6 protein-coding genes are annotated in these 9620 nt (G+C 45.1%); 3 read left to right on the forward strand and 3 right to left on the reverse strand.

Annotation, left to right across the window (positions count from 1 at the left end):
- Window positions 1-646: 646 nt before the first annotated feature.
- The gene (locus ACOJTG_RS10250; RefSeq protein ID WP_420153720.1) at window positions 647-1078 is read right to left on the reverse strand and encodes a thioredoxin family protein; all 432 of its coding nucleotides are present in this window, start codon (window positions 1076-1078) and stop codon (window positions 647-649) included.
- A gap of 132 nt (window positions 1079-1210) precedes the next feature.
- Window positions 1211-2335 (reverse strand): DNA polymerase III subunit beta, encoded by a 1125-nt coding sequence (dnaN, locus tag ACOJTG_RS10255; RefSeq protein WP_420153721.1) that lies wholly within the window; start codon window positions 2333-2335, stop codon window positions 1211-1213.
- A 310-nt stretch (window positions 2336-2645) separates the two neighbouring features.
- On the opposite strand from dnaN, the gene treF reads away from it, so the two are divergent.
- Window positions 2646-4268: an alpha,alpha-trehalase TreF gene (treF, locus tag ACOJTG_RS10260; RefSeq protein ID WP_420153722.1), complete on the forward strand. Its 1623-nt coding sequence runs from the start codon at window positions 2646-2648 to the stop codon at window positions 4266-4268.
- A gap of 43 nt (window positions 4269-4311) precedes the next feature.
- Here the strand turns inward: treF and ACOJTG_RS10265 are convergent, their stop codons facing one another.
- Window positions 4312-5397: a serine hydrolase domain-containing protein gene (locus ACOJTG_RS10265; protein ID WP_420153723.1), complete on the reverse strand. Its 1086-nt coding sequence runs from the start codon at window positions 5395-5397 to the stop codon at window positions 4312-4314.
- Window positions 5398-5792: 395 nt separating this feature from the next.
- Between ACOJTG_RS10265 and ACOJTG_RS10270 the strand changes: the two genes are divergently transcribed.
- Entirely contained in the window at window positions 5793-8717 is a 2925-nt protein-coding gene (locus ACOJTG_RS10270; protein WP_420153724.1) for a DEAD/DEAH box helicase, read from the forward strand.
- Between the two features lie 83 nt (window positions 8718-8800).
- Window positions 8801-9529 carry a tRNA (guanosine(46)-N7)-methyltransferase TrmB gene (trmB, locus tag ACOJTG_RS10275; protein ID WP_420153725.1) on the forward strand — a complete coding sequence of 243 codons (729 nt, stop codon included), beginning with the start codon at window positions 8801-8803 and terminating at the stop codon, window positions 9527-9529.
- Window positions 9530-9620: the final 91 nt, after the last annotated feature.

Raw genomic sequence — 9620 nt, forward strand, 5'->3', positions numbered from 1 at the left:
AACGGACTGCAAAAGTAGTGCTTTTTCTGCTGTTTACCGTATCAAGACAGAAATTCCCTGAAAAATTTTGAAAACCAGTAACGTACCGAGAAGGAAAGCAGAGAGGAGACTTGCGGGGCGTACCAGATAGGCTTAAAAAAAAGGCCTGTACGCATCCAAAATCCCGAGATACGGGAAGAAGCATCCTGTCAGCTTACTACTCAACTCCCTTGCACTTGGGCATTCAAGTACTGGAGTCAGTAACAGTTCTGACGTTCAAAACCGGGTAAAACCGAAATTGACGTGGCAATCGAACAAATAAACTCAATGGTCTGATAATCAGAGGTTCCTGTAGTTCTGCCAACCACATGGAACAGCGACCTTTTGTTCGATCTTTAAACAGAGTTGCAAAATAAGCGGTTTTCTATTTGATAAACAAGAGTTTAGGAAAAGTTTTTGTAAAAATTTATAAATTTTTCTTGACAGTAAATTTGCTCTATATCGCTAACCTAGAAAATGCTTTTTTAGGGCACTCCTTAATTACAGAAGCAGCCTGATTCGTATGCTAAAACTGCTTTATGCCTTCGTATACGATCCGTATCTTCAAAATGAAAAGAGTCGGTAAGTTGCTCTTACCGACTCTTCTACCTATTCTACTACTAGTTTATTATTGCTCGATCGCTTCATTAGCGAAAGAGATCAGTTGCTCAGGCGTTTTTGCTCCTGCTTCTTTTAATACTACTTCTCCCTCGTAATCAATGAAGAACAACGTAGGAAAACCTTCTACGGGATAGCGATCAATCAGTTTCAGTCCCTCGCCCGCTTCCATATCCAGTTTCACGTTGATAAACTTGCTATTATACAAATCCCCTACCTGTTTATTCGGAAACGATTTCGTTTGCATCCATTTGCAGGGACCACACCAGGTCGTATACGCATCGAGGAAAATCATTTTGTTTTCAGCTTTGGCTTTCGCTAACGCCTGCTTCCAGGTGCCATGAAAAAACTGGATTCCCTCTTTTTTAGGCTCATCCGAAGCGTTGGTCTGCAAGGTCAGTCCAGTCAGTAGCAGGATTACTACGAGTCGAAGTGTTTTCATCGTGTTAAACAAGAAGGGATTTATCAGAATCAATAACGTGAAGTTCGTTGTGAAAAGTCTTTTATCCAACGAATTAACAAATAAAAAGAGCCTTCTTTCGAAAGGCTCTTTTTATTTCATCTTTAAAGGTATTTAGGCATACGTATTGAGCATGACCGGCATCACCAGCATCAAAATGTCCTCGTTTTCGTCTTGATCATTAGGTACTAGGATACCTGCCCGGTTAGGAGCTGATAAGCGTAACTGCAATTGATTGGAACTCAGGTTATTTAACATTTCGATCAGGAACTTCGCGTTGAAGCCAATTTCCAGATCATCGCCGCTATAGTCACAAACCAAACGCTCGGAAGCTTCATTGGAGTAATCCAGATCCTCCGCTGAGATCACGAGTTCGTCCTGAGAAATTCGCAGGCGAATCTGGTGAGTCGTTTTATTGGCGTAGATAGAAATCCGACGCAACGAACTCAGCAATTCGAGTCGATTGATTGTTAAAATATTTGGATTATTAACGGGAATCGCGTTTTCGTAATCCGGGAAACGCTCGTCGATCAATCGGCAAATCATCTTGATGTTACCGAAGGTAAAGAACGCATTCGACTGGCTAAAATCCGCCTTTACGGTCGTATCATCCGAAGGCAGGGAAGACTTCAGCAGGTTTAGTGCCTTGCGAGGAATAATCATGGTACTGGTATTGTCCGAACGTAAATCCTGCCGACGATACCGTACGAGCCGGTGTCCGTCCGTAGCTACGAAGGTTGCATTGCTTTCACCCAGTTGAAGATACATGCCCGTCATGTTGGGCCGTAAATCATCGGTACTGGCGGCGAAGCTTGTATTCGAAATGGCTTTGCCCAGTACTTCTGCCGCTACTTCAATCGATAAGGTTTTGTTGACCGCCGGAACTTTCGGGAAGTCAATTGGATTCTCACCGGAAAGTTTGTACCGACCGTTTTCGGAAACGATTTCAGTACCAAACGTTTCGGCATCAATTTTGAAAGTAATGGGTTGTTCGGGTAAACCCCGCAACGTATCGAGCAGCAATTTAGCCGGTACAGCGATGGAACCTTTATCTGAAGATTCGACCTCTATTTCAGTAATCATAACCGTCTGCAAATCAGAGGCCGTTACCGTGAGTAGACTCCCTTCGAGTTGGAACAGGAAGTTTTCCAGAATCGGAACAATCGGATTGGACGCTACGACTCCGTTGATAGCCGCCAGTTGTTTCAACAATGCCGAAGACGAGACGATAAATTTCATTGACTATCAGAAGTTTAAACGAGTTTAAACAATGTATTTTTCGGATACCCGAAAATATAATTTAGAGGGCGAAAGTACAACATTTTATCACAAGGTGTGAGATTTATTTACCGAGAGCCAAAACTTTACGTACGTTTCTACTTCAGCTAACTACCCTTCTTTTGGATATGAATCTTAGCTCTAGCTTCGTTAACTACAGAAATAGGTGATATTTGCCCACTTTTAGGGGCACTGTAGAGCTTTCTCTACTTTTATTACCCTGATACTCAGAAACGTTTCTAAAAACCCTTAAGCATTATTATTTAGCTCTATGCCCTTTATACTTCGTTCATGTGTTCTATCTATTCTAGCAATTCCCTTGTTACTACTTGCCTGTACACCGGCCGAACTTCAGACTCCCCCGAGTCCTGATGTAGAATTTGGACAACTCTTCGTAGATGTCCAGATGAAGGAGCTATTCCCGGACTCCAAGACCTTTGCCGACGCGGAACCACTCATTCCTGCCAAGCAGATTTTAAGGGCTTATGAAGAGCAGAAAGATAAAGAAGGCTTCGACTTAAGGGCATTTGTTAACGAGTATTTCCGCTTCCCGGATGCTCCTAATAACCATTTTGTTTCGGATACATCTTTGTCGCCTGAGGCTCATATCAACGCCTTGTGGCCGATCTTGACCCGAAAGCCTACGGGCGAAGTGAAAGGCTCTCTGCTGGCATTACCCCGTAGCTATGTCGTACCCGGGGGTCGTTTTGGCGAGATTTACTACTGGGATAGCTATTTTACGATGCTAGGATTGCAGGAAGCGGGCGAAGACTCTTTGATCGAAGGGATGGTCTCCAACTTTGCTCACTTGATTCGGTATCAGGGGCACGTTCCTAACGGCAATCGGAGCTACTACCTGAGTCGTTCGCAGCCACCGTATTTTTCGCTGATGGTCCGATTGCTGGCCGAAACCCGTAATAATGATCAAATCATTGCTCAGTACTTACCCGAATTGTTGAAGGAATACTACTTCTGGATGGGGGCTGCTAATGAGGATGATATGAAAAAGACGGGTGACCTGAAGCCGGGTGAAGCGTACCGTCGCGTGGTCCGTCTGCCGGGTAACTATCAGTTAAATCGGTACTATGATGATAGTGATACGCCTCGTCCGGAAGCCTACAAGGAAGACGTAGCCATCGCCCAACACACCGGTCGCAAAGCCGAAGAAGTATACCGTGACATTCGGGCGGGTGCTGAATCGGGCTGGGACTTTACCGCTCGTTGGTTCCGGGACGGCAAGACGATGGGAACGATTCATACAACGGATATTATTCCGGTGGATTTGAACTGTCTGCTATACGAACTTGAAATGACGCTGGCGGAAGGTTATACGCTGATTAATGATCAGGCTCACAGCCAAAGCTTTAAAAACCTGGCTGAAAAGCGTAAGAAGGCTATTCAACAGTTTTGCTGGAATAAAGAAGACGGATTTTACCACGATTACGACTTCAAAGAAGCCAAGCAAACGCCCATTGCCTCCCTGGCGGCAGTATATCCGCTATTCTTCAACATTGCTACGGAAGATCAGGCAAGATTAGTAGCGAAGCGACTAAAAGATGATTTCCTGAAACCGGGTGGGCTTACGACTACCTTGGTTCAAACGGGACAGCAATGGGATGCTCCCAATGGCTGGGCTCCTCTGCACTGGATGGCTATTCAGGGTTTGCGAAATTATAAAGAAATGGATCTGGCCAAGGAAATCCGGGATATCTGGGTGGAAGAAAACGTTCGGGTATACAAAGCCACGGGCCGTATGGTAGAAAAGTACAATGTCTACGACACTTCTTTGCTCGGCGGCGGCGGTGAGTATCCGCTGCAAGATGGCTTTGGCTGGACGAATGGCGTACTTCTAAAGCTATTGGCGGAAGATAAGAAAACCGAACCTAAGCAGTAAGAAAAGCGAGGGTCGTATCTGTAAAATCAGATACGACCCTTTTTCAATTCGTCAGGCGATGAAAGGTTTCCCAATTCATTTGCGGTTTTAGATCGGGCTCGGTTTGTAGTACGGTCAATACTTCATTGAAAAATGCGTGATGATTGGCCCGATTCGAGAACATTACCAGCAATACATCTTTTTCAGGAATACGGATAACTACGTTACTAAAACCGCTGGTCGTACCGCTGTGGAATAACTCGATGGGAGATGTTCTTCGAATAAACCAGCCTAAACCGTATCCTGAATCGGGTAACTCCGAAAATGTAAAAGCCATCGTCTGCAATTTCTTGATTAAGTCTAAGGGCTTTCCCTGCTGTAAGGCCTGATGCCAGCGAAAGTAATCGGCCAGCGAGGTGTACACGCAACCATCTCCCCGGGTGGCACTCGTCAGGCTCTGATCGGATTCCTGAACCTTTCCTTCTTTTGTGACGGTATAACCCAAAGCCCGATGCGGATACGCTTTCCCAGCTTCGTATACAAACGTTTCTTTTAGGCCCAATGGCCGGAACAGGCGTTCGTTCATGAACGTCCCATAAGCCTGACCGGATACCCGTTGAACCACCATCGCCAGCAAACAAAAGCCTGAATTACTGTACCGAAACTGGGTACCGGGTTTAAAGTACGTCTGCGTTTGATCCTGCAATAATTTAACTACGTCTTCATCCAGAATCTGCCGGTGCCAAGTACTGTCCATCAACTCTTCATAATCCCGAATACCCGAGGTATGGGTCAGTAAATGTTGCAGGGTAATGTGGGAAGACAGTTCCGGACGGAATTCCGGGAAAAACTGACTTAAAGGGTCCGTGAGTTTTAGTTTGCCTTCCTCTTCGAGCAGTAATACGCCCATGGCCGTAAACTGCTTGGAGACGGAGGCCATGCGAAATCTGGTTCGCAAACTGATTTTTTCCCGCGTATTCACTTGGGCCATCCCAGCCGTTCCCGCATACACAATATTCCCCTTATGTATTACGCCGATGCTTACGCCCGGCCCGTTGCCCAGAATCTGGCGGGCCAATAAGTGATCCAGCTGCGTAGCAAGGGACTGAGCATGTATACTACTACTTACTAAGCTTAGAAATAGCCACATTACAACTACGCTTTGTTTTAGAATATCCATTGTTAAGGGAAGTATTACCTAGCCATTCAGCCTCTATTTCATCGAATCAGGGTGGATTATTCTCAAAAGAATAAAACTGGCAATGAACGCAAAAAACAGGAAGCTTTAAAAGGTTTTTATGCCTTTGTATTTGGCTAAACTTAAGTATTGAAAAATTAGGTTTTTTGAATCCCAATCATAAAATTGCCGTTCGTTTGCCTTTAAATTAAATTGGATTGAGAACCGTTTTGCTTCATTTTCGCAAAAATGAATCCGTTTCCCTTCCAAAAATTGCATCATTCCGTACCTCGATTCCTAGGCCCTTAAACTCACGTTTTAGGCTAGGTATACACGAATTGATCAGCGGACCTTCCCGCTTTAAACTTATGAAAGTTGCTACCTCCCAACCGTTTTGTCTCATCTACTCGCTCTATCAGCACGAGTACCTAGGCTATCTTTGGGAACCGTTTATTGTTCAGTTAAATGATCGCGGTGAACTTACCCTTCTGCATCAATCCATTTCCTCCAAGAATATCAATGAGTTTGCTGAACGCCTGGATGATACTGATTTTGAGTTAGTAAAACTTATCGATGCTATTCAGCAGGAAGTGGTGATTAAAAAATTTAGCTCGAAGAAAACGACCCCTACTGATTTCTTTCTCAAAGTCTTCGATAAAAATAAAGGCGATAAAAACGTCCAGGATTCCATCTGTAACTACATTGAAAGCCACCGGGCCAAGATTTGTCCGCTCTTAGTAGACAAACGCGTCTTCATTATGGGCAACGATGGTAATCCCATTCGTGAGGAAGTCACCATTCCGACCGAACCCGCTTCGGTACGTTTTCATGTCATGCGGAATGCTGATAATACGCATTACTATCCAACTATTCGGCACCAGGGAGTAAAAGTAGAGTTTCAGCATCGCGATGCAATCTTACTGGGCGAAGACCCGGCTTGGCTTTTGTTGGATGCGAAGTTGTACCATTTCAAGCCAGCCGTTGATGGAAAAAAGCTAAAACCCTTTTTTCATAAAAAGTTTATTGTCATTCCTAAAAGCATTGAAGAGGACTATTACCGCAAGTTTGTTTCCTCTCTAATTACACTCTTTGACGTATATGCAAAAGGCTTTGAAATCCGTTCGGAATCTTTCCGTCCGGTACCTCAATTAAACCTGAGCGAAAACTTTATTGAATCGGCCACGGCGGGTTCTTCAGCGTCTTCAGCAGTAGCAACGGATACCGATGTAACGCTTACCTTATCATTTAACTACGGTGATCATAGTTTCCGGTTCGACAGCTTCACGGCCTCGGCTAATGTGAGTATGGAGACTCGCGAGGACGAATATATATTCCATAAAATTCAGCGGGATATTCCTCGGGAAAAGGAAACCATACGAATGTTACGGGAGCGAAACCTGCATTTACGGAATGGACAGGCCGTACTGCCAAAGGCGGAAGCTTTTTCCTGGATTCAGGATCATTACGAGCCGCTGCTCGAACAGGGTTTTGTCATTAGTCAGAGTCCAACCGACAGCAAACGGTATTTTCTCGGCTATTCGTCCCTACAGCTTTCCATTCACGAAAATCGCGACTGGTTTGACATCTTCGCAGTCGTGCGGTTTGGGGAATATGAAATTCCTTTCCTGCAACTTAAACAGTTGATTCTCGATAAAAAGCGGGAATTCACGCTGCCTAATGGCGAGGTTGCCGTCATTCCCGAATCCTGGTTTTCGCAGTACTCTGAGCTGTTCGCCTTTGCTAACGACCACGACGATCAGGATCATCTGATCCTTCATAAACACCACATTTCTCTGGTACAGGAGTTACAGGAGGAAAGTCTGGCCGCTACGATCATTAACCGAAAACTCGAAAAACTACGGGATTTCGAAGAAATTGAAGCGTATCCGTTGCCCCAAGGACTCAATGGTACCCTTCGTCCTTACCAGAAAGCTGGCTACGACTGGCTTCGCTTCCTGAATCAGTACCAGTTTGGGGGTTGCCTTGCCGATGATATGGGTTTGGGGAAGACCTTACAGACCTTGTCGCTGCTGCAATCGCAATACGAAAATGGTGCGAAAGAAGCGTCACTGATTGTCATGCCCACGTCCCTGCTGTACAACTGGCAACTGGAGATTAAAAAGTTTACCCCCATGCTACGCGTACTGGTATATACGGGTACGTACCGCGAAAAAAACATCGACCTATTTAATCAGTACGATATTGTATTAACCTCGTACGGTATCGTGCGGATTGATGTGGAGCTACTCCAACGTTATCCGTTTCATTACATCATTCTGGATGAATCGCAAGCCATCAAAAACCCCGGTTCTAATATTTCCAAGGCCTTGTCACTGCTACAAAGTCGGTTTCGGCTCATTCTGAGCGGTACCCCCTTGGAAAACAGTACGATGGATTTGTGGAGCCAAATGAACTTCGTTAATCCGGGCTTGCTGGGTAGTCAGTCCTTCTTTCGGAACGAATTTCAGATTCCCATTGAAAAGCGGGGCGATGAAAAGAAAACGCAGCGGCTTTACAGCATCATCAAACCGTTCATGCTGCGACGGCATAAATCGCAGGTTGCCACGGAACTTCCCGAAAAGGTCGAATCCGTTCAGTACTGTGCCATGTCTGAGGAGCAGGAAAAAGCCTACGAAGAAGCGAAGTCGTACTACCGCAACATGATTCTTCAGCACATTGAAGAAGAAGGCATCGCTAAATCCCAGATGGTCGTGCTTCAAGGTCTTACGCGTTTGCGGCAGCTGGCGAATCACCCAAGAATGGTGGATTCTGAATACGAGTTTAGTTCGGGAAAACTGGAAGAAGTACTGGCAAAAATTGAGACGGTAGTCGGCGAAAAACACAAGATACTCATCTTCAGCCAATTCGTTAAGCACCTGGATCTGGTCAAGTCCGAACTGGAAGAACGCGGGTTTCCTTATGCGTACCTGGACGGCAATACGCAAGATCGGCAGGGGCAGGTTGAGCTATTCCAGACGAATGAACAGGTTCCTATTTTCTTGATTTCACTCAAGGCAGGTGGCTTAGGTTTAAACCTTACGGCGGCCGATTATGTATTCATTCTGGATCCCTGGTGGAATCCGGCCATTGAAGCTCAGGCCATCGACCGGGCCCACCGAATTGGGCAGGATAAAACCGTATTTACGTACAAATTCATTTCTCAAAATACGGTGGAGGAAAAGATTCTAGCTCTACAACATTCCAAACAACGATTGGCCAGCGAGCTGATTACGACCGAAGATACCTTTGTGAAATCTTTGTCGAAGGAAGATGTACTGTCGCTGCTGGAGTAAGGAGTAACTCCCTCTGATTGAATATTTTTCGTTCTAATTTTCGGGTATTCTCTACCTTTGTAGGGTTAAACTTACAGGTAGTCGTGTCACGTCAAAAACTCCATTTTTTTGCTCATAATGCCCAGACCGATAACGTGCTGGAGCCACCCAAGCCCTTATTTTACGCCATCAAAGGCCACTGGCATGACCAGTTTTTCAAAAATGAAAATCCACTGATCGTAGAGATCGGCTGCGGTAAGGGTGAATATACGGTAGGACTGGGAAAGGTATTTCCGGACAAGAATTTCGTTGGTGTGGATATGAAAGGCGACCGCATGGCTCGCGGTAGCAAGCAGGCTATCAATGCGGGGCTCACCAACATCGGCTTTCTTCGAACCATCGTACAGGATGTAGAACTATATTTTGCTCCCAACGAAGTAGATGAACTCTGGGTTACGTTTCCGGATCCAAGGCCACGAAATCGGGATATTAAACGTCGGCTCACGCATCCACGTTTTCTACGTATGTACGCCAGTATGCTCAAGGAAGGTGGGATATTCCACCTAAAAACGGATAGCGATAGTCTGTTTGATTATACTCTTGAGACACTCCAAGCCTTCGGTTGTGAAAACCTGATTTATACCCGAGATTTGTATCAATCAGAACTCAACATGCGGCACTTTGGTATTAAAACCAGGTACGAAGCTCTATTTTACGAGCAAGGGTATAGCATTAAATACCTCAGTTGCAATCTGACGCCGAAGCTTACCGAAGCCGAAGAGCAGGCCTTGATGATCAATGAACCTGAAGCAATTGTTAGTATTTCGGAATAAGAAATCATCTTAAAAAACAGAAGAGGGGAGAGCAAATAATATCGGAGCTGGTTGGTTTTTATTAAATAAATAAAAAACCAGACAACAAAAG

It is taken from the genome of Siphonobacter sp. (assembly GCF_048595215.1).
In the GTDB taxonomy this organism is placed as follows: Bacteria; Bacteroidota; Bacteroidia; order Cytophagales; family Spirosomataceae; genus Siphonobacter.